This window comes from Amycolatopsis pretoriensis (assembly GCF_900107925.1).
GTDB classification, from domain to species: Bacteria; Actinomycetota; Actinomycetes; order Mycobacteriales; family Pseudonocardiaceae; genus Amycolatopsis; species Amycolatopsis pretoriensis.
Window position 1 is genome coordinate 64,143 of sequence record NZ_FNUJ01000018.1, and the last position, 20,925, is coordinate 85,067.

Annotated in this window: 24 protein-coding genes; 17 read left to right on the forward strand and 7 right to left on the reverse strand. The window is 69.5% G+C overall.

Annotated features, from left to right (window positions below):
* Positions 1–73 precede the first annotated feature (73 nt).
* The 6 genes from BLV96_RS46880 to BLV96_RS46905 form a co-directional block, all read right to left on the reverse strand.
* Entirely contained in the window at positions 74–1,060 is a 987-nt protein-coding gene (locus tag BLV96_RS46880; protein ID WP_086672092.1) for a thiopeptide-type bacteriocin biosynthesis protein, read from the reverse strand.
* A complete protein-coding gene (locus BLV96_RS46885; RefSeq protein WP_086672090.1) occupies positions 1,042–2,244 on the reverse strand; it encodes a lanthionine synthetase C family protein in 1,203 nt (400 codons plus the stop codon). The genes BLV96_RS46880 and BLV96_RS46885 overlap by 19 nt, the downstream gene beginning before the upstream one ends.
* Positions 2,241–5,369 (reverse strand): lantibiotic dehydratase, encoded by a 3,129-nt coding sequence (locus BLV96_RS46890; RefSeq protein ID WP_086672087.1) that lies wholly within the window; start codon positions 5,367–5,369, stop codon positions 2,241–2,243. The genes BLV96_RS46885 and BLV96_RS46890 overlap by 4 nt, the downstream gene beginning before the upstream one ends.
* A 91-nt stretch (positions 5,370–5,460) precedes the next feature.
* Positions 5,461–5,640: an FxLD family lanthipeptide gene (locus tag BLV96_RS46895; RefSeq protein ID WP_086672085.1), complete on the reverse strand. Its 180-nt coding sequence runs from the start codon at positions 5,638–5,640 to the stop codon at positions 5,461–5,463.
* A gap of 43 nt (positions 5,641–5,683) precedes the next feature.
* On the reverse strand, positions 5,684–6,931 hold the full coding sequence (gene fxlM, locus BLV96_RS46900) for a methyltransferase, FxLD system (RefSeq protein ID WP_086672083.1): 1,248 nt from the start codon (positions 6,929–6,931) through the stop codon (positions 5,684–5,686).
* A 265-nt stretch (positions 6,932–7,196) separates the two neighbouring features.
* A complete protein-coding gene (locus BLV96_RS46905) occupies positions 7,197–7,475 on the reverse strand; it encodes a hypothetical protein (RefSeq protein WP_086672082.1) in 279 nt (92 codons plus the stop codon).
* 463 nt (positions 7,476–7,938) lie between these two features.
* On the opposite strand from BLV96_RS46905, the gene BLV96_RS46910 reads away from it, so the two are divergent.
* The 3 genes from BLV96_RS46910 to cutA all read left to right on the forward strand — a co-directional run bounded on the left by BLV96_RS46910 (position 7,939) and on the right by cutA (position 10,205).
* A complete protein-coding gene (locus BLV96_RS46910) occupies positions 7,939–9,417 on the forward strand; it encodes a helix-turn-helix domain-containing protein (RefSeq protein WP_244180985.1) in 1,479 nt (492 codons plus the stop codon).
* Between the two features lie 13 nt (positions 9,418–9,430).
* Positions 9,431–9,802: a hypothetical protein gene (locus BLV96_RS46915; protein WP_086672080.1), complete on the forward strand. Its 372-nt coding sequence runs from the start codon at positions 9,431–9,433 to the stop codon at positions 9,800–9,802.
* 76 nt (positions 9,803–9,878) lie between these two features.
* Positions 9,879–10,205 (forward strand): divalent-cation tolerance protein CutA, encoded by a 327-nt coding sequence (cutA, locus tag BLV96_RS46920; protein ID WP_086672077.1) that lies wholly within the window; start codon positions 9,879–9,881, stop codon positions 10,203–10,205.
* A gap of 337 nt (positions 10,206–10,542) precedes the next feature.
* On the opposite strand, the gene BLV96_RS46925 is transcribed toward cutA, so the two are convergent.
* Entirely contained in the window at positions 10,543–11,757 is a 1,215-nt protein-coding gene (locus tag BLV96_RS46925) for a helix-turn-helix domain-containing protein (protein ID WP_244180986.1), read from the reverse strand.
* 216 nt (positions 11,758–11,973) lie between these two features.
* On the opposite strand from BLV96_RS46925, the gene BLV96_RS46930 reads away from it, so the two are divergent.
* The 14 genes from BLV96_RS46930 (at position 11,974) to BLV96_RS46990 (ending at position 20,731) form a co-directional block, all read left to right on the forward strand.
* On the forward strand, positions 11,974–12,330 hold the full coding sequence (locus BLV96_RS46930; RefSeq protein ID WP_086672075.1) for a hypothetical protein: 357 nt from the start codon (positions 11,974–11,976) through the stop codon (positions 12,328–12,330).
* Entirely contained in the window at positions 12,318–12,737 is a 420-nt protein-coding gene (locus BLV96_RS49535) for a hypothetical protein (RefSeq protein WP_143051150.1), read from the forward strand. The genes BLV96_RS46930 and BLV96_RS49535 overlap by 13 nt, the downstream gene beginning before the upstream one ends.
* Complete coding sequence (locus BLV96_RS46935) at positions 12,730–13,233, forward strand: hypothetical protein (RefSeq protein ID WP_143051151.1); 504 nt, start codon at positions 12,730–12,732, stop codon at positions 13,231–13,233. Before BLV96_RS49535 ends, BLV96_RS46935 begins: the two co-directional genes overlap by 8 nt.
* Positions 13,230–13,565 (forward strand): hypothetical protein, encoded by a 336-nt coding sequence (locus tag BLV96_RS46940; protein ID WP_091390443.1) that lies wholly within the window; start codon positions 13,230–13,232, stop codon positions 13,563–13,565. The genes BLV96_RS46935 and BLV96_RS46940 overlap by 4 nt, the downstream gene beginning before the upstream one ends.
* 168 nt (positions 13,566–13,733) lie before the next feature.
* Entirely contained in the window at positions 13,734–14,198 is a 465-nt protein-coding gene (locus BLV96_RS46945; protein ID WP_086678700.1) for a hypothetical protein, read from the forward strand.
* A complete protein-coding gene (locus BLV96_RS46950; protein WP_086678701.1) occupies positions 14,195–15,211 on the forward strand; it encodes an SAM-dependent methyltransferase in 1,017 nt (338 codons plus the stop codon). The genes BLV96_RS46945 and BLV96_RS46950 overlap by 4 nt, the downstream gene beginning before the upstream one ends.
* A 679-nt stretch (positions 15,212–15,890) precedes the next feature.
* On the forward strand, positions 15,891–16,784 hold the full coding sequence (locus BLV96_RS46955) for an SAM-dependent methyltransferase (protein WP_086678702.1): 894 nt from the start codon (positions 15,891–15,893) through the stop codon (positions 16,782–16,784).
* Positions 16,781–17,203, forward strand: a complete 423-nt coding sequence (locus BLV96_RS46960; RefSeq protein ID WP_086678703.1) for a hypothetical protein — start codon at positions 16,781–16,783, stop codon at positions 17,201–17,203. The genes BLV96_RS46955 and BLV96_RS46960 overlap by 4 nt, the downstream gene beginning before the upstream one ends.
* Entirely contained in the window at positions 17,203–17,484 is a 282-nt protein-coding gene (locus BLV96_RS46965) for a hypothetical protein (RefSeq protein WP_086678704.1), read from the forward strand. The genes BLV96_RS46960 and BLV96_RS46965 overlap by 1 nt, the downstream gene beginning before the upstream one ends.
* Positions 17,481–17,942 (forward strand): hypothetical protein, encoded by a 462-nt coding sequence (locus tag BLV96_RS46970; protein WP_086678705.1) that lies wholly within the window; start codon positions 17,481–17,483, stop codon positions 17,940–17,942. The genes BLV96_RS46965 and BLV96_RS46970 overlap by 4 nt, the downstream gene beginning before the upstream one ends.
* Positions 17,943–18,030: 88 nt before the next feature.
* Positions 18,031–18,297, forward strand: coding sequence for a hypothetical protein (locus BLV96_RS46975; RefSeq protein ID WP_086678706.1), 267 nt, complete (start codon positions 18,031–18,033; stop codon positions 18,295–18,297).
* Entirely contained in the window at positions 18,294–19,526 is a 1,233-nt protein-coding gene (locus BLV96_RS46980; RefSeq protein WP_086678707.1) for a hypothetical protein, read from the forward strand. The genes BLV96_RS46975 and BLV96_RS46980 overlap by 4 nt, the downstream gene beginning before the upstream one ends.
* A 102-nt stretch (positions 19,527–19,628) precedes the next feature.
* Entirely contained in the window at positions 19,629–20,243 is a 615-nt protein-coding gene (locus tag BLV96_RS46985) for a 2'-5' RNA ligase family protein (protein ID WP_086678708.1), read from the forward strand.
* Positions 20,240–20,731, forward strand: a complete 492-nt coding sequence (locus BLV96_RS46990) for a hypothetical protein (protein WP_086678709.1) — start codon at positions 20,240–20,242, stop codon at positions 20,729–20,731. The genes BLV96_RS46985 and BLV96_RS46990 overlap by 4 nt, the downstream gene beginning before the upstream one ends.
* Positions 20,732–20,925 lie beyond the last annotated feature (194 nt).

Consider the following 20,925-nt stretch of genomic DNA (forward strand, 5'->3'; position numbering starts at 1 on the left):
GGCTGCAATCGGCCGACCAGGGAAGGCGGCGGATCACCGCGGTCACCGTCGGCGTGTTGCGCGGGATTCACGGTCAGCTCCGAGGCAACAGCGCAGTGGCCGCCGCACGGGCGAGAAGGCCTTGGCTGGTGGCGGAGAGGCCGAAGCGATTCCAGTGGAAGATCACTACGTGGGTGAGGATGGCGCGCAGGCCCCGGTCCAGTCGCCCGGCCGCGGCATCGTGACCAAGTCGTTCACCGCCGACGTGCATCGCGGCGAGCCACGGCGCGGCGTACGCGACCGGCCCGCCCGGCGTGAACAGCTCGCTCTCGGCCAGGTCGGCAATTGAGAGGAGCAGGCGCACCTTTTCGACCAGCTTGTCGAGGCGCTCGGTGTCGGCATCGGTCGGTGCGGGCCGCACTCGAGCGACCCGGTCGAACACATCGCCGCATTCGAAGGCGTCCAGTCCAGTCGCGCGCATCAGTCCGCTCAGCAGCAGGACCGACAGTTCCCGACGGCCGAGGCCAGGAACGTCGTGACGTAGGTAAGCGAGCACGCCCGCGCTGTCTGCGCAAAACAGCTCGTGGACGGTGTCGATTCCGGTCGCACCGCCGAAGGCCGCGGTCTCTGGCTCGTACACCGTCGGCCACCAGCGCGCGATAACGTCGGTGCCGGCCAGCTGGTCGAGCACCCGGTCGACAGCTGCGGCGTCCGCGCGCAGCAGACGTAGCCGCCAGCAGGGATGTTTGCGTAGGAACCACCACCCCGCTATCGCTTCACAGGCGCGGAGATCGTCCAGGGCCGGTCCGAGCATCGTGGCTCCGACGGTCTCGGCGGCCGACCAGTCGGCGAACTGGACGCGCACCTGGTACCAGGCGTCTTCGGCACGTCGTTCCAGCGCGGCGACCCCGGCGGCATGGTAAGTCCGCACAGCATCGTCGAGGTCTACCCGCCCCAGGGCGTGGCGAACGGCAACGTCCGCGGGGTCGGCACCGGCGAGCACCGCGAGCACCGCGGCGTTGAGACCGGTGGGCGACGGAGTGATCGTCAGGGACGTGCCGGTCAGGTGATCAGCAGGCATGCGTCCCATCCCGTGGGCGGTGGCGTGCTGTGGCGCGCGGTCTCGAGCGCCAGGTCCACTCCGGCGCTGCCGGTCAGCAGCCCGGTCGGGTGCGCTTGGTGGCGGTCCTCATCGCCGCGTGCGTGCCGGCTGAGCCGGCCGGCCAGAGCCGGCAGCCTGGCGGCCAGAGCCGGTCGGCGGGCGTCGCGGGCCGCACGGTAGGCGGTCTGGAACACCCCGGCGATGCCGTGGCACAGGCCCGCATCGGTGATCCGATCGAGCTGGGCATCGGTCAGGGTCGCGGCCAGGGCGTTCTCGGCGGCTTCCTGACGCCGGGTGTCTCCAGTGGCCAAAGCGGCCAGCTGCAGAGCGCGGGCGACGCCGACCGTCCCATAGCACCAGGACGCTCGGCCAGAGCCAGCGTGGGCGGGGCGGCCCGCGGTCAGCTCCTCGCGGGTGATCCATTGAGGCCACCACGGCCCGTCCGCTCCGTCCTGGCGCCACCAGTCGAACCAGGCCGTGAGCGCGGCGATGGCCTCGCGCTGGCCGTCGACCGCACGACCGTCCACAGTGGCCAGGGCGAGGAAGGCCAACAGCCCGGCCGCGCCGTGAGCCATGCCGAAGTTCGCGTGCCCGCCTGGGGTAGGCAGGATCTCGTCCGGATCATGCGGCACCCACCAGCCGGGCAACTCGACACCGTCCTCGCGGCGCGGTCGGGTGACGAGAGTGACGATGTACCGCAGGATTCCGGCCAGCTCGTCACTGCCGGAATGGTGCCGCAACAACAGGGCACCGATGCCGGTGAGCCCGTAGAACAGGTCATACTCGGCGAACACCGTGGGCTCCCCGCAATCGATCCGGGTCTCGGCGATGGCCAAGCGCCGCCGGGTCAGGCGCAGCACATGCTCGTCCATCGTTCGGCTGGCCGCGCGGAAGCTTGGGTGGCGGTCGGCGGCGGCATGCAGCAGGAACGCGACCGCGGGCGCCCCGTAGTACAGACCGGCGTGGTCGGCGGCGTCAATCGGCCCTGCCGCCACCCGACGGATGTGGTCTTGCGCGGTGGCCCAGCTGCCGGCGCCGGTCCGCGCGCGTTCGACGTGCAGCAGCGCGCCCGCGACCGCGCCACAGGCCAGGGACTGGCCGGTCACCTGATCGGGCTCCAACGACACCGCGCCGTCCGGGCTGGGGCTCGCGTCGGCCGTCATCGGGCACCGACCGCGGCGAGCAGGCGCAGCGCGACCGCGCGGGCGAGGCGCCCGGTCTCCTTCTCGAACGTGGGGTCGACGCCGACGGCGCGGATGTGGTGCTCGTGCAACAGCGTGCGCAGCACCGCGCCCGGCTCTTGCCCATGGTGGATGAGAGCGTCGCGGTAGGCGTGCAGCGCGGTGTCACGGGCACACCAGGCGGCGGCGACCGCCTCGCCGCCGGGCAGCGCGCCAACGGCTCGATAGCGATCGGCGGGATCGGCCACGGCGAGCGCGTGCTCGCGTAACTCCCGGTCCAAGTGGCCGTGCTCTTGGCGCAGGCATCCCAGCAGCGCCCGATACCCGGTGGGCGGATCGGGCGCGAAGTGCGCGGCCAGATGCGCCATTGACGCCGCTGCCAGCGCTTGGGCGGGAGTCCCGGATATCTGCGCAGTGGTGAGCTGGGCGATGGCGGCTGTGGTGTCGGCGGCGAAGACCTGCTCGGCCGCCACGAGCGCGGGGCCAGCTCCGTAGCGGGCGGGGTGCTGCGGCGCCGGGGCGAGGGTGAGCTGGCCGGGTAGCCCTCGGGAATCGAGGTCGGCCGCGAACGCAGTCAGCCGGGCGGCGACGGCTCCGTAGCGCCGCGGGTCGGTCAGGCGCAGGGACACCGCGAGGTGTTGGTCGGCCTCGGGCCGGATCATGTCGCGGTGCCGCCGCACCCACCACGACGCGACCAGGCCATCCGGATCACCGGTTTCGCGGAGTTCGGCGGCGAGCCGGGGCAGGTGCGCGGTGAGGATCTCGTCGAAGCGTGCCGGGTTGCCGACGATCTGCGCATGCACCAGCGCGGAGTCACCGGGCTGAAGTGCGGCACCGGGAGCCGCGGTAGTAGGTAACGGCCGGTTCGGCGGGGTGACCGCGGTCATCGGGATCAGCAGCTCTGCCGGTCGCCCGATCCAGCCTTGTCCGTCCGGTGGGCCGTCTTCGTGCAGTTCGATCCTGCCCGCTCGCTCCAGGCGGGCGCGCAGCAGTGCGCGGTCGAGGTCCTGGTCGAGGTCTATAGGCAGGCGGAGCTCGCCGTGGACCAGCACCACCCGGACCGGTACCTGCCATCGCTGCCGCCATGTCCGCAACGCTTGGTCGTCGCCTCCGGGTTCGGGGCGTACGGCGAGGTCGGTGTCGGAAAGGAGCCAGCGGGCGGCTGCCAGGACTGTGCGGCGGTAGCGGATGCGTGGTACGTAGGGCAGAACCCGGGCGGCGCCGAGATCGAAGCCGCGGAACACGGCGCTGCGCGCGTCGGCGACCTCGGCGAGGAACCGGGCCAGCGGCGGGCTCTGCACCGAGGTGTCCAGCGCGTGTGGGACCCGGGGTATCACCCGTCGGCCGGTGGAGATCTGCACCAAGTACAGCTGCTCTGCGTCGGCGGTGACCGCCAGGTCGTCCACCCCGATGACGGTGAGGTCCGGGCGCGTCGGATCGGGATGCTCCGACAGCGACACGACATTGTCGAGCAGCGGCGGCACTCGCACCACGTTCTCGTTGTGCGGGCGGCGCGGCGGGAACGACAGCTGTACGGCCACCACGTCCGCGGCCGGGACGTTCGGCTGCGGTGCGCTGTAGGTCGCGGCCAGCCTGGCCTGGTTGGCGTCATCGAGCAGGTCGGCGAATCGACCTGCCATGCTGGTGTACGCGCGGGGCGCAGCGGTGACCCGCAGCTGGAACTCGCCGCGGTCAATCGCCGCCGTCGATGCTGCGTGCACGGTGATGCCCAGTTCGACCCGCTGAGGCGGAACAGCATCGGCGTGCACGCCGACGGTCAAGGCGTCGACGTCGGTATCGGTCAGGTCGATCTCCCGCGCTCCGGACAGGGTGGTCTGCTGGATCAGCGCGAGGAGGGCGGCGTCGCGGTCGGTCAGTGCACGCCACGCGGGCCGGGCGCGGGGCGCGCCGAGGTAGCCGGCCGGGTAGCCCAGGCCGGACTCGGCGATCAGGTCCCGCACCGGCACGAGCGCGCCGGGACCGTAGCGGGCGAGGAAGCGAGCGTGGTAGTCGAGCCATGCGGCCGTCCCGAACGGCTGCGTCGTGGTCCGCAGCAGCACGGTCGCGGCCCGTGCGGCCTCGTCGAGCACGCGCGCGGGCAGGGTGATCGCCGCGTCGAGGCGCACGTGGACGGCCAGTGCATCGCGGATGTGGGGTACTAGGGCGCGCATCCGGGCCGCAACCGCTGTGCGGATGGCCCGCGCTTGGTCAGGATCCTCGGCGTGGTTGTGCAGGGTGAGATCGACAGTGATCGCGTCGAGGTCGCGCAGGATTGCGGCGACGTCGTCTAGAGTGTCCGCTTTGGCGGCGCGCAGGGCACCGATCAGGTGGGACACGGCCTCGACGCTGGTCATCGGCGGCCGCAGGCCCGTGATCAGTACGCCGGCGTCGACCAGGCCGTGCAGCAAAGCGTCGATCTTGCTGGGAGACGCGGACGGGAACTCGCAGGTCATCAGATCGGCGAGGGTGTCGAAGCGAATCGGCGCAGCGGCCGCGGCCAGCGCGAACCGTACCGGGCGGGTGAGCCGCACCGAGGACTCCCGCAGCGGCCCGGGTGTGGCAGCGCCGACGTCGGCCCGGCGGTGCACGATCACGCGTCCGTCGCGCACGATTCGCGCGCCGTCCCCCACGACCGTCAAACGCTGGCGCAGGCCGGGATGCCGTTCGAGGTGGTCGATCAGCGTGGTGAGCCATTCGCTGTCCACCCGTGCCACGGCCCGATGCCGCGTGCCGACGGTGGCTGCTGCAGGTCCGATGTCGACGACGCCGACGCCGGCGAACAGGCCGAACGGCGTCGAGCGGCGCTGCCAGCGCAACAGGTAGGACGCGACAGACGTCACAGCCTGGCGTAACTCCTTCGCCGTGGTCTCGGTGGCGCAGTCGCTGACGATATGGTCGACGCGGGCGCCGAGGGCCGGGCTTGCTAGCGCCACCGCCTCGCGCACCTCCGGACGCGCCCATACTTTCGCCAGCCACGCATGGCCGTCCAGCCCGACAGCGGCCGGGTCGCCCGGGTGGAGCCACGTCGGTGGGTCGAGATCACCGGGATCGGTGGTGACCCGGGCCAAGAGGAGGCCGACGTGCTGATAGCGCGGGGACACGGTCATGGCGATTCGCTCTCCTCACCCGGTCATGATTAAGGGGCACACTCTGCTGTCGGCACCCGAGCCAGACTCGGGCGCCGACGGCAAGGGTGGATCAGTACGGGTCGTTGGAAAACGTGGTGCACGCGCTGGTGCTGCAGGTGTTGCCGCATCCGTCGCTCGTGTCGCACATCGTGATCACCAGCTTGGTAGTGGACTCCACCACGCGCAGGTCCAGCTCGAACTCCGCGTCATCGACGACGTCCACGGGCGGGGCGGCCAGTGCTGCTGACATTCGGTTCACTCCTTCACTTCTCTGGGTTGTGCCGGACACCCGGTCACCGAGCGGCGGATGCCGCCGGGGGCCAGGAGATCGTGGCCACGCCGTGCGTCTTGACCAACACGGCGGTGTCCTTGCCGAACTCGGGGCGGTCGGAGCCGGCCGGCCAGTAGGCGAATGAGGGTTCGCGGTCGCGCGCCTGGCCGTCCCATGCCCGGATCTGGTCGACCACCGCGGATGCGGCGTCGGCGCCGTGGACTCCGTAGGCGCGCGCGCCGAACTCCGATCCACCTCCTTCGGGCAGGGGGCGGACGGCCAGATAGGCGAACGAGTCGCCATGTACCGCGCCGAAGGGAAACCAGCCTTTGCGTTCGGCGGACAGGTCGGTGCCTTCGTCCGCGGCTAGCTTGCAGAAGCCGGGCATGAACACGGCAAGCCACAGGTGCAGGTCGGCGAAGGACACTCCGTGTTTGATGGTGACGCCGGACCAGGCTTCGGTGCGCTCGGTCGCCAGCACCCCGTCCAGCAGGTCCAGCCCGACCGGGAGGTCGCCCTCGAAGCGCAGCTTGACGTGGTGGCCGCCTGCGTCGGGCAGCAGGAAGACCCGCTCGTCGCGCGCGCCTTCGCCCTGCATCGGGACGAACCCCGCCACCTCGGACGAGATACTCACCAGGTGATCGCCCTTGTGGCGGTAGCCGATGACGCGGGTGACTCCGTTCATCCGTAACGGAACGACGATCGTGCCGCCCTCGGCCAGGTGCGCAAGCCACGCCGGCGCCAGGTCCCAGGCCCCGACCGTCACCAGGATCGCGTCGAAAGGTTCATGCAGCCCCGGTAGTGGGCTTTCGGCGTCGGCGAGTATCACGTCGACGCGATTGCCGTATCCGGTCTGCTCCAGCAGTTCGCGGGCTCGGTCGGTCACATCCGGGTCGATGTCCACGCTGACCACGCGGCCGTCCGGGCCGACGATCTCGGCCAGGAGGGCTGCGTTGAAACCACCGGACCCGATCTCCAGCACGCTCATGCCCGCGGTGACGCCGGCCTGCTCGATCATCCGGGCTTGGATGTAGGCGGCGCTGGTGGAGGAGATGATCACGCCGTCCGGGTCGCGTTTGACCGCGACCGAGTTGTCGACGTTGTAGGTGACCTCCAGCGGGGTGCCGTCGGCGACGAACAGGTGCCGGGGCACCGTGCGGAACGCCCGCGCCACCTCCGGCGAGGTGATCATCTTGTTGGCGCACAGCGTGTCAACCAGGGCATCGCGGAGCTTGGCAGCACTGGCGTCGTTGTGTTGGAGTGTGTTCACGTGACTACCTTTTCAGAGGGGTCTGACTGTTTCTGGGGCCCGTGTTGCGCGGCGGACCAGGAGCGCGCTGAGCCGGGAAACACAGGCGCGTCGTCATAGATGGGCTGTAGTCACGGCCGTCACGACGCCGCTCCGATGACCGGGGCCAAGGGGCCATGCATCTCAAGTTGGGTGAAGTGGACGACGACGCGGTCCCACAAGCCCGGTTCCCCGACTTCGGCGACGTGCATCCGGACCCGCTGCGCGCGGTCGTCCCAGCAGGCCATTACCCGCACGCCGGTTCGGGCGGCGACGTCGAGGAACAGGTGCTCGTTGATGTGACGATGGAGGGTGCGCCGCTGTGGATCACGCTCTGCAGGCCGGTTCGCACGATCTCGCCAGCGTCCTGGTGCTCGATGCCGGGCAGGAGCACGGCAGGTACCAGCGGGGCGGTCTGCAGTTCGGCGATCAGCTCCGCGCGGTAATCGACCCGGTGGGTCAACCGCCCCAGGACGGTGACGAGGTGGGACAGCGATGTCCGGGGCGTGGTGAGGGTCACGGTCATCGGACACTCGCTCCTTCGCGGTTGCAGGGTCAGAGTGATCGGCGAGTACAGCTGGGCGGGCTCGGGCGCCCCGGCTTCGGCCACGCGCTCAAGCGACCGCGCACGGCGCCAGCACCTGGGCACCGACCCCGGCGGCCGCCTCCGGTTGAGGTGGGTCACGCGAGCTGTCATGTCGTCCCCGTTTCCTCATGGGCTGTGGGGGGCACCCCGGCGGCCGGGACAACGTCGACCACGGGGCGAGGCGGGACCGCGCCGCGGCAGGGACGTCCGGCGTCGCCTGGCGGAGCGGTGCGACCGAACGCCGAGGTGCCTGCCATTCACCCTGGCCCAACGGCCGGACGAAGATCATGACAAGACCTAGGTGCGGTGTATGCGTGCGACGCATAGCCACTAGGCGGCGCAGCGCATACAGTGATCACTGCCATACCGAAAGTCAGATCGACTCGCGCCGAGGTCTCGCCAGATGAGCGTTCCCCGCTCCGCCCGCTACTGCCGTTGCGGTGCGCGCCTGGCTCAGGACAACCCCGCCACGCTGTGCCACCCATGCCGTCACAGGACGCGAAATACCCTGGTCAGCGCACCAGAGGTTCCGCCGAGCTTCTGGGACACCGACGAGCTGCGGGACGCTCTGGCAGCTCGGCACATGGGTCGGGTCGTTCACGCCTATCGACGCAATCCGTGGCACGGGCAGCCGCTGTCACAGACGGTCGTCGCCGGCTGGGTCGGCCTGAACCAGACGCAGCTCAGTCGCATCGAGACCGGCGCGCCATCCCAAGACCTCGCGAAGCTCATACAGTGGGCGCGTGTTCTCCGAATCCCCACTGCTCTGCTGTGGTTCTCCGTTCCGGGTTCTCCCCAGCCCGGTCACGACGCCGGACAGGCGTCGGCCGCTGCCGTGGAGCCGGCCCGCCAGGTGGACGCCATGAACCGCCGCGAGCTTCTCCGGTTGATCTCCATGACCGGAGCCCTCCTGGCGGTTCCCGGGCTCGATGAGCAGGTTGATCTTGATCGACTGGAGCATGCCGCCGCGGCCGGACGGCTCGATCTGGCGGCGGCTGCCGAACATGAACGGCTGAACGCTCAACTGTGGCAGGTCTTCTCCCGCTCCCAGTCCAAGCAAGCTGTCCTGCCCGTCGTGCGCACGCAACTCGGCGTCCTCAGAGCAGCGCTTCAACATCCGCAGACCTCGGCTGTACACCGGAAGCTGTGTGCGGCGACCGCTGATCTGTTCCAGCTCAGTGGCGAGATTTTCTTCGACGGCGATCAGTACACCGATGCCGCGCAGTGCTACGCCCTCGCGGCCAGCGCCAGCAAGGAAGCCGGCGCCTACGACCTGTGGGCGTGCGCGATGACCCGGCACGCCTTCATCGGGGTCTACGAGCGCCAATTCGAGCAGGCTGCCCCTCTTCTCGAAGGGGCCGCCACGCTGGCCCGTCGCGGGAACTCGCGGCTGTCCACACGGCACTGGGTAGCCGCGGTCCAGGCACAAACCCAGGCCGGCATCGGCGACCTCACCGCCTGCGAGCACGCCCTCGCCAGGGCCGAAAAGGTCACCGATCTCGACGGACCGGTGCACACCGGCGGCTGGCTGCGCTTCGAAGGCTCCCGCCTGGCCGAGGAGCGAGGCGCCTGCTACGTCGAGCTTGGCCGCCCCGACCTGGCCGAAGCCACCTTGACCAGCGCCCTCTACCAGGAAATTTCCCCTCGCCGTCGAGGCAGCGTCCTGACCGACCTGGCCACGATCGGCGTGCAGCGACGCGACACCCACCAACTCGTCACCTACGGCAACGCAGCCCTCGACGTCGCCCGGCAGACCGGATCAGCTGGGTACGTCGGCCGCAAGCTCGCCGCGCTGCGCCCGCAGTTGGCACCGTTTCGTGCCGATACCCACGTCCGTCACCTTGAGCAGGAAATCAGCCGGCTCAAGGCCGTCTCCGCCTGAGAGGGAGTTCTCGTTGTCCGAAGAGCACGGCCGCATCTTCCGTGAAGCCTGGATCGCGGGCGTCACCAAGCACTACCCCGGCGAACCCAAACCCAGCTACATCACACCCTGGGACGAGACCCCCGACTGGGAACGCCAAAGCGCCGCGGCGGTCTACGACCAGGTGGCTGCCTTCATCGAAGTAACCGCCGGCGCGGCAACGAAGCTGGCCCGCGAACAGAAAGGCCGATTCGTCAGCCTGTGCTGGACCGGTCAAATCTACAAGCACATACCCAGTCCGAAACCAGCCTATATCGCCGACTGGGACCAGTTGCCGGATTGGCAGAAAGAGACAGACATAGAAATATTTGAACGGATTGAGCAATCGAGCACGAAAACTCACTAATTCGTCAGGGCGACTCGTCGCCATTGTCTGATCGCAGCGCGAGCCCGCCAACCCGATCCACCTCTAGGCTGGTTGTATGGCCGCTCACCTACTTGTGACCACAACTACTCCCGACCGCGCGTCCGGCGCGAAGATCGCCGGATCGGCAGCGGCCGCGCGTCTAGCCGCAACCGCGCAGGTCACCGGCCCTGTAGCGTCGTTCTTCTGGCACCTCGGCGAGCAGGGCGAGGGCGAAGAGTGGAAGGTGACGTTCAAGACTACAGACACCCGCTACGCCGAACTCGAAGCGCACATCGTCGAGCAGCACCCATGGGACAAACCCGAGGTGACCGCCGTCGAGCTTGTGCGCGGCTCCGCCGGCTACCTGCAATGGGTCGAGGAGTCGACGAGCGCCGAGGCTTAGGACCCCAGCTTGGTCAGCAGCTCGTCTACTGCTGGCGTCGAACGGTACCGCGTCAGCTGACGGGGCCACGGCCGGGATAAGGACTGCCGGGCGTACCGAGCCGACTCCCGCGGGCAGGCCGTGACCGTGCGTCAGAGTCGCAGCGGCCTGCTCGACCTCGTGAGCGTGCAGGTAGGACGTAGCGAGCCACGCCGTCGCCGACGCCGACTTCATCGAAGTCGGCGACCCGCTCATCAAGAAAGCCGACGTCTGCGCGATCGAGCAGATCAAAACCGTCGTCGAGGACACCTCCGTGATCGCCGAGAATGGTATCTCGCGTCTTACACCGCGCATACGCTTAAGCGCGTATACCAACCCATCGAGCAAGGCTGGAAACGGTATCCGACCGTCGCCGATCGCTTTCCGCGAGCGTCACTAGAGTTTCGCGAAATTGTGGATGGTAGCGCGCTTGCTGCGGCGAGATTTTCTTCGCGTTGCGCAGCGCTTTCAGAGCACTGTCACGGTCGCCGTGCAATTGATAGCCACGCGCCAGGTCAATCCAGTGATGACCGACCCGTTCTCGAGGGGTCGAACTGCTAAACCTGAGGCCATCAGCACGCTTAACCGCCTCCGTTCCATCCTGCCGCTCCACGGCGAGCCCAACGGACCAGATGTTGACCGAGTCGGCGTCGAACGCCAATCGATAGTGGTCAGAACCTTTTTTAACTCGCCGAGCAAGCTGACGAGCTTCCAAGAGGTGATCGTCGGCCATAGCGCCATCTCCAGCACGTGCCGCAGCAAGGCCAGATTTCAGATGCAGCTGGCCATACATCGCGAGAGCTGCCTCGCCATCGCCTCGAAGCTCGTCCTCGATGTTACGTCGCGCCGTTTCGAGATAAGTGAGGGCGCCCGCCCACTCAGCATTGGCAATCAACTCACCGGCTACATAGAAGTCGGCAGCCGCAGATGCCAGAGGGTCTGCCGATCTCGACGCCGCCCACTCAACCCGTTCGGTAGTGAGGGACGACAGATCTGCATACCCCAGCTTGTAGGCCACCTGGCCAGCAGCTGCGTACGCCTCGGCAAGCAGGCAGTAAAGCTGCTCGACATCGTGGCCGCTTGCCTGCGCAGCCGCCGCGCGCAACTCCGCCAGTAGCCCAGGCAGCTCTGAGCCCAGGGTGTCAAGAGTCGCCAGGTGACGTAGCTTGGAGGTATGGTTCACGGCGCTCTTCAGTTCATCCAGAGAGCGTGGCCGGATGGACTCGTCGGGCGGCAAACGGTACGCCGCCAGTTCCCTGCGCAATCCAGGAATAACAGCGTGCGCCCGCCGTTCAGGCCGCCGGTCGTCCTCGTAAGGCTGATTCATCAGCCTCGTTGAGTCGACTTGCAGCGCACGAGCAACCGCCGCCACGAAGGCGGGAGACGCGGGCGCGAAGCCGGCTTCAACCTTCTTGATGAGACTCAGGCTGACGTTTGCCCTGCTAGCGAGTGCAGGTTGAGTCATCCCGGCCAGCTTGCGGACGGTCCTGACTCGACGGCCGATGCCGTCGAAGTACTCGTCATCGACGCTCACGGTCACCTGCCTTCGATCCGACTGCCATGGCCAACGGTACCCCGAGGTGCGGACCGTCGCTTTGAACCTTCTTTGAACCTTCCACCCAGAAGTCTCACCTAGCGTCACAGTTCGCTACGGAGAGGTGGAGGAGATGCGTTCGAAAGTCTGCGCAGGTGGCGCTTCCAAATCACGCCCTCGTCACGCGCAGTACGCCACCACCGGGCGTGATCGCCGATGACCACGCCCCATGCGAGTCCGTTCGCGTTCCTCTGGGACAAGCCGGCTATCGAGCCGTTCACCACCTTGCTTCAACACAGCTGGGACTTCCTCCCCATATTTGACAGCAACGGCCTCATCGAGCGGTTCACCGCCTCGTTCACGTGGGAGGCGGACGGCTTCGTCGACGCGCTCCGCGTCAAAAGCGAAACCGATGCCGCCGCCCTCCGCGTGGACCACGCCGGCGGCAAGGTCTGGGAACGCGACGGGGATGCGCTCGACATCCTGCACCAGCTCGTCGACCTACCCGCCCCCAGCACCCCGCTCGCGCCCCACCTTGTGATCGGCTCGGCTCCGCGGCTGTGGACGCCGTGAAGTCCCCGTGGGCGCGGCGACGCGCGCGACGGCAGCTCGCCATCGTCCGCGCACGGCAGGCGCTGGCCGACCTGCCCCACATCGACTGGCACAACCCGGAGTCCGAGGAGAACGCTCGCCAGAAGCTCCACGACATCGCAGCAGCCATCGACGGTGCACTGAGAACGGTCCGCGCAAGCTCGGAAGAGGCACGCGCACTCAAGTACGCCCAAGCGTGGTTGACCGCATGGCTACAAGGCTGGGGACACCCGAACCTCATCCCCGCAACCCACGCAGCCTCGATGTACCAGCGCCTCGTCGACGCCATACACACAGCGTCTCGCCGGCTGGCGCCCGACGAGCACACCGAGACCCCGCCTGGCCCAGACGAACCGCCAACCAGACCGCTGGAACACACCGATGACTGACGCCCAACGGCGACCACCCGTGCCCGACAAGCCAGGAAAACCGCCGATCACGCTGCTCCCACTGATCACCGACGCCTACACCGACGCGCTGATGCGACTGGCCTACGCCGAGCGTGACCAGCACGACTGGACCTCCTACCGCAAGCTCGGCCACGACCTGACCGGGGTCGGAGCGCGGGTCATCATGCACGCCTACGCCCGCCGCGACCCGGCCACCGGCGACCCGCGCGCCGTCGCGGCCGAAGCGGTCCAGGAGCTGCGGACCACGCTGCGCCTCGCCGAGCAGCTCGCGGCCAACCAGGTGAGCGCAGACTCCGTCGCCCGGGAAGTCGAAGCGCTCGCCGAAGACTGCGCACAGACCGCCGCACTGCTGTACCGCATCTCCGCCGGACTGTTCCCGACAGCGATCGCCGACATCAACCCGCTCGGACAGCCCCACGCCACCGTCACCGACGCCGAGAACGGCGCCGGGCATCCAGGCGGTAAACACCGGTGAACAACAACGCGAGCCGCGAGCAGGCCGAACACCGTGACGGGCGATCTGTGCGCTCATCCAGCCGGCCGACCGCGACCGTCCTGCGCTCCCCCTCCACCAACCACCCACGCATCCACGCCCTCCACGGCCCCACGTTCGACGCCACCGGCGTGTGCGCACCCGCCTGCGGATCCGCCGACTCCCGCCGCGACGTGATCGCCGCAGCACAGTCACGCAACCCGCAGTACCGCGACACCTCCGCCGCCGTCACCTGCGAGAACCCTTCGTGCAGCAACAGGACCGCCGGCACCGCCGAGGACGCGACCAAGCATCCGGAGCCGCCATGCCCGTGACCGACGGCGCCCGCCCGCAGACCTACTGGTGGAGCACCGCCCGCCCGCGGCCGCTGCACGACTACCTCGACTCGCGCACCCCCACCGCGCGGATACGGCACTGGCCCACCCGCGACCCCGACTCACCCCACACCATCCACCCCCTGCAACAAGCCTTGGACGATCCGGATGACCACGACCGACACCGGCGAACTAGCCCACGCCGTGGGCGTAGAACTGCAGCAGCAACGAGAAACCCGCGGCTGGTCCCGCCCTGCCCTCGCCAAATGGTCCCAAGGCCAGCCGACGGCGGGAACGCTGATCACATGGGAGAAAGCCACCCGCTCGATGTCCCTGCGCCAGCTCAGCACGGCCGCCAGGCTCTACCAGCTGCGGCCCTCAGGGCTGCTGGCACGCGCTGAGCGCTGCATCGGCTGGGACTCCGACCTCGCCGTCAACCTCACCGCCCTGGCCGCCACCCAGCACGACGCGCTCCGTCCCGTAGCCCAGTGGGCACAGAACCTGCTCGACGCCGGGGGATCACCGATTCGCGGCCTGACTACCGACACTCTCGCGGCGATGGCAGACAGCTGCCGCCTGAGCATCGCGCACTTGACCATCCTGCTGACCACCGAAGCGCCGGTACACCCATGACATCAACAGAAACGACGCACCAGACCCCCGCCCCGACCGCGCGGTCCGAAGCCGGGCGTGCACCGTGGTGGTGGCCCTGCGGCGTCGATCAGCACCGGATCAACCTCGCCTACCTCTACGACGCCTTCCGCGAGGCGAAGAACAGCGACAACCGGTTCGCCCCCTGCGTCAAGTTCGCGCGCGCCCGCGAACGCGAGGCCGCCGACAAGCTCGCTGTGTCCATCCCGGACGCGGGATTTGTGTTCCGGTCCGAACGGGAGTTTCTCGACCGCGCAGCCGCCTACCTCGCCGCCCACCAAGGCGTCACCAGCATCGTGGTCGCCGGCGCCGGCCTGCCCAACATCGTCGGCACACGCGACCTGCACTCCATCGTCCGCCGCCGGGAGGCGGCCACCCGCAACCGCGAACAATTCACCACCCGCGCAAGCGTGATCTACGTCGAGCGCGACCCGCTGGTGTGCGCCGAGCTGCGCACCCTCGCCCACGCCGATAGCGGCGTCTACGTCGTCGACGCCGACCCGTGGGACCCGACCGCGATGTGGGACACCCTCTACAACACCGGCAGCGAAAATCCGGGCCTGGTCTCGCCCGATTACGACCGGATCGGGCTGCTGCTGGGCGGGGTGATGTCCTTCCACGGCGGCAGCCGCGCCGACGTCGCCGACGTCGTGCAGGCCCACCTGGCCGGTCTTCCCGTCGGCGCGTTCCTGGCCATGACTCACCTGTTCCTGCCCGAGCACCCCGACCTCGCCGCCCAGGCGCTCGAGTTCGCAGCCGCGCTGCGAGACAACGTCGCAGGTATTGGGAGTCTCGCTTCCGAGGGCGAGATTGAGGCGATGCTCCGCGGCACGACGCTGCTGCCGCCCGGGATCGTCCCCGCGTTCACCTGGTATCCCGACGGGCCACCCACCGATCCGCCGGTCTGCGGGAACTTCACCGCCGCGGTCCTCGCCCAGAAACCGGGACCGGACGACGACCTACCGGAACCCCCGTGGCGACCGGAGGTTTCCTGACGTCCATGTCCGCCCGTCCACGCGGGGTGGCAACAGCAGGCAGGCGGCCACCACGCACTCCCCGGCGGTCTCGACTCCCCTCAGGTGACCGCAACTCACCTTCCCAGTTTGCCGGCAGGCCTAGTTTCCGGCCTGTCGGGACAAGGGTTCCGCGGGTGACCCGACATCACACGCGGAGCGAAGGAACCTGGCAGTTCCCACATGGATTCGGCGTTTACGTGCGCTGCGGGCGCCCGGTCCGTGCGGGTGCCAGGGCAAACACATCGCGAGCGAAGACCTATCTGAGCTCCACAAGGTCAGCTCGTGATGTGGGGTGCTGGCCGGTGCTCAAGGAACCACCGGCCAGCACCCACTCCACACAGCACCCACATCAACATCTCTTCACCGAATCGCTCGCAGCGCGCGAGCACGTCACATGGGCAGGCATGAGCAAGGAAACCGAACCACAGCAAGGCATAGCTTCGACTCGGGCGCTGTGGACACGAGCGTCGTGCCCTTTCGGTGACGACACCAACGCCGACCACGCCGACGGCGCAGAATCTCGACCGACATCGGGGTCGGTGTCTGTGCCGGACGGACTCAACGTCGCCGCGGTGACGGCCGTTGGACCGCGGGGCACGCGTTGGCCCCCACAGTCCCGGCGCGGGCACTGCGGCATGCGACAACACGGTGACCGCTGATGTCGCCTAATCCCCGCCTGGTGTCAGGCAGCCAGGACAGCGCGGAGGTCGACATCGAACGCGAGCGCCGAGACGCCGTCGTCGACTACCTGCTCGGCGACAGTCACAACAGCTCCATCGACCGCATGTTCGCCGACACCCTTGTCGCGGGGAACCCGCAGCTGCCTCGGCTGGCGATCGTCGCCGCTGCCTGGGACCGCACGGCCGCGCAGACCATGCTCGACCACGGCCTGCGCCGATTCCTGGTCCTCGGCACCGGCGGGTTCCCGATCTGGGCCCGCTCCTCCACACTGGCCGACCTGCACGACGCCGGCGCCCGGATCGTCGTGGTTGAGCACGACCCGGTCACCCGGCACCTGCACGCCCTCGTCGACCACGGCGCCGCCGCCGGCCGCGCCCACGTCCTGCACCTGCCCGCCCACCGCCACCACAACCTCGCGACGGCCCCCGCGGTCGCGCCGCTCCTGGCCGGCGACGCGCCGCTGGGCATCCTCGCGACCGGGCTGCTCCGCCCCGCCGACATCCGCCTCGCTGACATCCTGTCGTTGCTCGACAGTGCCCCACCCGGCAGCCTGGCGGCCATCACGCAGCTCACCCAGCGCGCCGACGACAACCCGGCCGGCACCGACGTTGCCCGGCTCGCTGCGCGCTTCGTCGCGGCCGGCATCCCGATCGCGGTCGAGAACCGCCCTGCGATCGATCAGCTGCTGCCGCGCGACGTCGTGTACCCGGCCGCCAGCTGCGACCCGCCGCCATCCCCAGACCGCGACAAGGCGACCTCAGTTCTGCGTACCGCTCTGCTCGCGCGCCGTCAGCCGCCCGCAGCTGCCGCGGGGCTCCTGCGTGGCGAAGCATTCAGACACGGTGCGAACGAACTGGGAGTGCAGCGGTGACGCCCACCATGGCCTGTCCCTGCGGTGTTGCCGTCCTGGGCATCGTCGAAGCGGACACCGATCCCGAAACGGCTATCGCCGCCTACGAACGTGCGGCGTTTCAGGCGCTGGCTGTCGGTGCGCGGTTCTACGTCCGCTACCACGATACCGACCACAGCCCCGCCGAGGCAGCCCCCGGGCTGGACTTGATCGCGCGGCAGTCGCGGATCGCCCACGCGCGGGTGGAACAACTGGTACAGGCCCTTCCTGCAGGCAGTTATGCGCCGAGCCTGGCGGGCCAGCTCCGCTCCCACGCCCTCGAGTACGGCCGTCTCGTCGCCCGGCTCTACCGGGAAGCCGAGCGGCTGGACGCTGGGCCGCACGACCGTCTGCCCGACGGCACCGCCACGCCCGGAGACAACGCCCAGGGCGGGTCGTGATGGCCGACGAGCAGGAATGGCGCGCCACGACGCCCCGCCGGCCTCGTGACCCGGTCACGGTCGTCCTCGGCGTGGTCGCCGGGCTCGGCGGCTGCGCGCTGCTGTGGGCGCTGGCACTCACGGCGATCTTCGCCGTCGACCCCGATCGCCCCTCCAACCCGGTCGACAACACCAGATCCAGCCACGCCACGCCCCGCCACCCGGCGACGACGCCTCCCGCGGAGCTCGGCCGCGAGTCACCACCACCACCGACCGCCCAGCAACACCGGGAGACCCCGTGAACCGCCCTGCCACCGACACCACGCACGCTGCGCCCCGGCTCCCGGTCACCGTCGACGCCTACGACTTCCGTCAGCTCTCCCACGACCATCGCTTGTGGGCGGGGCACCAGTCGCGCGACGACCACCGGTTCGAGGCGATGACCGGGGACGATGTCGACTACTCGTGGCCGCACGCGTGGTGGTATCCCGACTGGCTCACCGTCATCGTCGCGCGCAGCTTCCTCGACGCCACCGGCCACCGCTACCAGATCATCAGCGATCTCGACGACCCGCTCGCCGAATCCGCGGCACACACGCTCTGGCGGCCCTGCCCCGAGCACCGATGCGGCCGCTGCGCCGTCGCCCCGATCTGCAGCTACGTCATCCTCACCGCCTATCCCGGCGAACCACCGCTACCCCAGCGAGATTCAGCGACCGGTGGAAGGGGTGAGGCGCCGCCGCCGACCGGCTCGTGCTGACCACAGCTGTCCTCCTCGCCCTGGCCCTGGCCCTGGCCCTGTGACCCGTCCCGTTCACTGTCCACATCGCACGAAACGACTCACCTCCATGGATTTTCTGTTCACCCTGCTGTTGTGCGCGCCCTACCCTGCCATCGGCGTCCACACCGCGCGCAGTGTCCTACGCGAGCCCCGCACCCGCCGCACCGTCACGCGGTCGGGCAGTCGACGCCTCGCCATCCGGACCTGGCTCTACGCGGCAACTCTGGTGCTGCTGTGGCCCGCGGTCGAGGTCCTCCCGCCGCTGGCACGGTGGACCAAGTCCGGTGTGTCCCGGCTACGGCAGCGTCCCGCACCGACGGAACCGTCCACGTGACCGGCCTCGTCCACGGACACCTGTCGGAAACCGCGCAACAGGTCTACGCGCTGCTGGCCGATCACCCCGGACCCGACACCACTGCGGCCCCGCTGGCCGCCGCCCTGGACCTGTCCGAGCCTGCCGTCACCGACGCGCTGACCATGCTGCACACCGCCCAGCTCGTGGATCGCTGGCCCGGCGACCGCTACCGTCTGGCCGAGCGCGTTCGCCCTCACGCCATCCGCCTGCGCGAGCGGGAGCGTCCGTCGGTCCGCAGCCACCAACGCGCGCGCCTGATCGACTTCTACGCCGCTACCGCGGTCGCCGCCGTGTCGCTCATCGCCCCAGACGCCCACCGATTCAGCCCATCCGCGGCCCACGAGGCCACTCCCCATCTCCACGCCGACGAGCGCCAGGCACGTGCCTGGTTCGGCTGGGAGCACCAGGTGCTGCGCCACGTGGCTACCGCCGCGGCCGGGTGGGGTTGGGACGACGTCGTGGTCGAGCTGGCCGAGGCTGTCTGGCACCTGTCCCGCCCGACCTACCACCACGACGACCTCGCCGCCGTCCAGCACGCGGGGCACACCGCCGCCCAGCGCAGCCACCCGGCCATTGCCGCGGTCTTCCGCGCCCGCGAAGCCGCCGCCCTGTCCGACCTCGACAATCACGACGGCGCCCGGGCCGCTGCCGCCGACGCGACGCTGTCCGTCGAGGACACCGACGACCCGCGCCTGGCCGCCCTCGCCTACTCACTGAGCGGACGGGTTCAGCTCGCCGCCGGCCACCCCGACCGGGCAGCCCACGACCTGCACGCCGCGTTACGCGCCCAGCGGCGCGTCGCCCGCGACCCCCACGGCCACGCCGTCCTGCACCGCCGGATCGGGCAAGCCCACCTCGCCCTCGGCCGCGTCGACGACGCCCTCCGCCACTTACGGAACTCACACGAAGAACTGACCCGCGCCCGCCACCCGCTCGGCGCGGCCCGCACCGCGGTCCCGCTCGCCGACGCCCTGATCGCAGCCGGTCACCCTGGCGCGGCGATGGCCGAACTGAGCAACGCGCGGACCCGCATCGGCGCCACCGCCGCCGTCCGCTACCTCGCCGCGCTCGACCTGGCCACCGCCCGCACCGCCTACCACCTCGGCGACACCAGCATCACCCGCCGCCTCACCGACACCCTCATCACCCAGCTCACGCACGCCGGCCCCGGCGCCACCACCGATCTCAACGCCGCCCACGAGCTCTGACCCAACAACCCCAACCACAGCAACGACTGCGAGGACCCACGCGATGGAACCGTTTTTCCAGCCCGACCGCCTCTGGCCCACGGTCACCGGCAGGTCCAGCTCATGATCATCCCCGACCTCGGTGCCAATCCCGGCTTCGCCGACCTCGTCGCCCAATGCCGCGCCGTCATGGCCTCGCACCCGGCGACCACCGAGCCGGTGCCCGATGAGAGCCTGCACCTGACCGTCCAGCCGATTGGCTTCCCCGGCCGCGACCGCATCGACAAATCGACTCGGGTGCGGCTCGTCACCGCGCTCGAGCCCGAACTGGTCACGGTGCCGGCGTTCGAGCTGCTGATCGGGTCGGCGCTGGTCTACCACCGCGGTGTCGTCGCCGACACCCACCACGACGACGGTTTCAACCGGCTGCTCGACCGCGCCCGCCCCGTCATCGCCGCCGTCTGCGGCCCGGACGCGATCGTCTACGACAGCCGTCCCGCGCACCTGGCGCTCTGCTACGCCGGCGGCCACGGCTCCAGCGACGACCTGCAACGCCAGTTCCGCCACCACGTCCGGCCCGGACACGCCACGCTCACCGTCTCCGCCGTCGACCTGGTCGAGACCGTTCAGGTCCCGGACCGATGCCGCTACGACTCCACCGTGCTGCACCGCTTCACGCTGGCCGCCACGGAACCGGCGCACACGCCCGTCGGTGCCGTCCAGGGAGCGTCAGCATGACCACCTCCGCCGCTGCCATCACCGCAACCGCCCCCTGCGAGCACGCGCACGACCACGACCACGACCACGACCACAGCATGGGTGGCGACTTCGTCCGCCACCACCGGATCACCTGCACCTCGTGGGATCTCGGCACCGTCCAGAACGGCCTGCACCTGCGCCAGCAGTGGACGCTGCGGATGCAACGCCATGACAGCACCGGCACTCCCTACTCGCTGACTTGGATCCACGACTGGAACACCGGGACCGGCGCACTCGACTGGGACTGGGCGATATTCCTGCTCGCCCGCGACGCCCAGAACGGCCGGTTGAGCTGGCCCGACTACCGCACCGAGAACCACCTGTCCGGCGCCACGCTCACCGAGCTCAGCGCCGAACGCGAGTACTGGATCCGGTGCGTGCGCACCTGGCACCGCGTCCGCGACTTCCTCGGCGCCGGCGCGGGCCTGCTCGTGGCGTTCTTCGACGTCGTCCCGCACGAGCACTGACTCCGACGCTGAAATTGACGGACCGCGACGAGCTCCGCCTGCGGAGAGATCCCGCTGCCCGTCGGCACATATCCGAACTCACCTCATAAGGAAGCCCTGTGACTGTGCGATACGACGTACGAGGCGCGCGCCAGCGAGGGAACATCGCGTTGCGCAGAAGTGGTGTCGCCGGATGCTGACCGTGCAATCCCCCT